Raw genomic sequence first — 1,493 nt, forward strand, 5'->3', positions numbered from 1 at the left:
AACGTGAAGTAGCAATCCTAATTGACGCAAAGCTTTGCGTCAATTATACTGTTCTCCCATACACCTTCTAGTGTGTCCACCCGTTTAAACAAGGACATAGGCCATGGATACGTTCACTAAAAATTCCGGGAATTGCGTCAGGGCCGACGGCGTGGCTCAACCTTCCAAGAGGCTGCTTGACCAACTGCGCGACCGTATTCGTTTCAAGCACTATAGCATACGAACGGAGCAGGTTTATGGGGACTGGGTAAGGCGTTTCATCCTGTTTCATGGCAAGCGCCATCCGCGGGAAATGGGTGCGCGCGAGGTGGAGGCGTTTCTCAGCCACCTCGCGGTCGAAGGCCGGGTCTCGGCTTCAACGCAGAATCAGGCGCGCAGCGCTCTCTTGTTTCTTTACAAGGAGGTGTTGGAGACCGAGTTGCCTTGGCTGGAGGGCGTCGAGTCGGCCAAGGTGGGCAAACGCTTGCCGGTAGTGCTGACTGCTGAGGAGGCACAGCGTCTGCTGGCGCCGATACAGGGCAGTGCTGGCTTGATTCTCAGGCTGCTTTACGGTACGGGCTTGCGCATCATGGAATGTCTACGTTTGCGGGTGAAGGACCTGGATTTCGCTCGTCGCGAGATCACGGTGCGCGAGGGAAAGGGCTTCAAGGACCGGGTGACGATGCTGCCCGAGAAACTGCTGATCCCGCTCAGTGATCATCTGCTGACTGTTAAGGCCTTGCATGAGGCCGACCTCGCAGCCGGTTTCGGCGAGGTCTACCTGCCTTGGGCGCTAGAACGGAAGTACCCGACTGCGGCGCGCGAATGGGCTTGGCAGTACGTGTTCGTGGCGGCCAAGCGATCGCTTGACCCACGTTCGGGAGTGGTGCGCCGGCACCATGTGGAAGCGCAGAGCATTCAGCGGGCCATGCGCGAGGCGCTACGCTTGGCCGGAATCAGCAAGCCGGCTACCCCGCACACGCTGCGCCATTCGTTCGCGACCTCGTTGCTCGATAGCGGTTACGACATTCGGACGGTGCAGGAACTGCTCGGGCATGCCGACGTGAGCACGACGATGATCTACACGCATGTGCTCCAGCGCGGCGGGCGCGGCGTCCGCAGCCCGCTCGACTCGCTGCTTTGACGGCGCTTGCGGGCCGGATGCGGCGGCCAGCGAGTGCGCCTGACCTTCGCCTGGAACGTCGGCGTGCGAACCAGCGTCGGGCGCGCGTGGTCCGCGGCAGGATCGCCGCGACAAGCGCGCTTTGGAGCCGAGGTAGGGGGATTGCAATCGCGCGGCGCAAGCGGACGAGCAAACTTCCGAAGCGCCTTTCTGGGAAGCGTGGAATCGGCCGATCGGTCGGCTTGACCGCCACCTCTGGTGCGCCGGACCCCGCAGCGGCAACGCTTCTCGGTGGCCTGCTGCGGACATGTTGGGGCTTACTCCGGCGCCACACGAAGAGCGGTCGTCCCGCGCGTCGGCGGCGCTGGTCGGAACTGGTGCGCTTGCAACA

General features: G+C 62.3%; 1 protein-coding gene. It reads left to right on the plus strand.

Features of this window, described 5'->3' with window-relative positions:
• Positions 1–103 precede the first annotated feature (103 nt).
• Positions 104–1,123, plus strand: coding sequence for an integron integrase (locus tag RKP46_RS03085; RefSeq protein WP_311097219.1), 1,020 nt, complete (start codon positions 104–106; stop codon positions 1,121–1,123).
• Positions 1,124–1,493: the final 370 nt, after the last annotated feature.

Source organism: Accumulibacter sp. (genome assembly GCF_031732815.1).
Taxonomy (GTDB): domain Bacteria; phylum Pseudomonadota; class Gammaproteobacteria; order Burkholderiales; family Rhodocyclaceae; genus Accumulibacter.